This is a genomic window from Rossellomorea orangium (genome assembly GCF_019334305.1).
In the GTDB taxonomy this organism is placed as follows: domain Bacteria; phylum Bacillota; class Bacilli; order Bacillales; family Bacillaceae_B; genus Rossellomorea.
The window spans coordinates 1,335-2,252 of record NZ_JAHWGH010000027.1 but is presented as its reverse complement, the minus strand read 5'-3'; the positions used below and the strand labels follow the sequence as shown (position 1 = coordinate 2,252).

General features: G+C 53.1%; 9 tRNA genes. All 9 read right to left on the bottom strand.

Annotated elements, in window-relative coordinates:
* Window positions 1-2 precede the first annotated feature (2 nt).
* Window positions 3-95: transfer RNA gene (locus tag KYJ26_RS22815), tRNA-Ser, on the bottom strand.
* A 17-nt stretch (window positions 96-112) separates the two neighbouring features.
* A tRNA-Ile gene (locus KYJ26_RS22810) sits at window positions 113-189 on the bottom strand.
* Between the two features lie 4 nt (window positions 190-193).
* Window positions 194-270: transfer RNA gene (locus KYJ26_RS22805), tRNA-Met, on the bottom strand.
* A gap of 74 nt (window positions 271-344) precedes the next feature.
* Window positions 345-420, bottom strand: a tRNA-Ala gene (locus tag KYJ26_RS22800).
* A 7-nt stretch (window positions 421-427) separates the two neighbouring features.
* Window positions 428-504 (bottom strand) — tRNA-Pro (locus tag KYJ26_RS22795).
* Window positions 505-509: 5 nt separating this feature from the next.
* A tRNA-Arg gene (locus KYJ26_RS22790) sits at window positions 510-586 on the bottom strand.
* A gap of 64 nt (window positions 587-650) precedes the next feature.
* Window positions 651-739, bottom strand: a tRNA-Leu gene (locus KYJ26_RS22785).
* A gap of 7 nt (window positions 740-746) precedes the next feature.
* Window positions 747-821: transfer RNA gene (locus KYJ26_RS22780), tRNA-Gly, on the bottom strand.
* 8 nt (window positions 822-829) lie between these two features.
* Window positions 830-914 (bottom strand) — tRNA-Leu (locus tag KYJ26_RS22775).
* Window positions 915-918 lie beyond the last annotated feature (4 nt).

Below are 918 nucleotides of genomic sequence, written 5' to 3'. Positions count from 1 at the left end.
TATGGAGGAGGAAGGGGGATTCGAACCCCCGCGGGCTGTTACACCCCTGTCGGTTTTCAAGACCGATCCCTTCAGCCGGACTTGGGTATTCCTCCGTAATGAAAATGGTACTTGGTGGACCTTGTAGGACTCGAACCTACGACCGGACGGTTATGAGCCGTCTGCTCTAACCAACTGAGCTAAAGGTCCCTATTGGTAGCGGCGGAGGGGATCGAACCCCCGACCTCACGGGTATGAACCGTACGCTCTAGCCAGCTGAGCTACACCGCCAAGAAACATTTAATATAGTATTGAATTTTACTTTCGTAAACCCAATGTAGTTATTTTACTTTCGTAAAAAAACTTGGTGGAGCCTAGCGGGATCGAACCGCTGACCTCCTGCGTGCAAAGCAGGCGCTCTCCCAGCTGAGCTAAGGCCCCAAAGAAGTGGTCGGGAAGACAGGATTCGAACCTGCGACCCCTTGGTCCCAAACCAAGTGCTCTACCAAGCTGAGCTACTTCCCGATATATGGCGCGCCCGAGAGGAGTCGAACCCCTAACCTTTTGATCCGTAGTCAAACGCTCTATCCAATTGAGCTACGGGCGCAAAATGCATTATAGTTTTTTGATGAGTAAAGTAAGGAAAGATATTTTGCTGAAGCAAAAATCTTTGGTGCCGAGGACCGGAATCGAACCGGTACGGTAGTCACCTACCGCAGGATTTTAAGTCCTGTGCGTCTGCCAGTTCCGCCACCCCGGCAAGTCTCTGGAGCGGAAGACGGGATTCGAACCCGCGACCCCCACCTTGGCAAGGTGGTGTTCTACCACTGAACTACTTCCGCGCAAGTATTGGTGCGGGTGAAGGGACTTGAACCCCCACGCCTTGCGGCGCCAGATCCTAAGTCTGGTGCGTCTGCCAATTCCGCCACACCCGCAAAT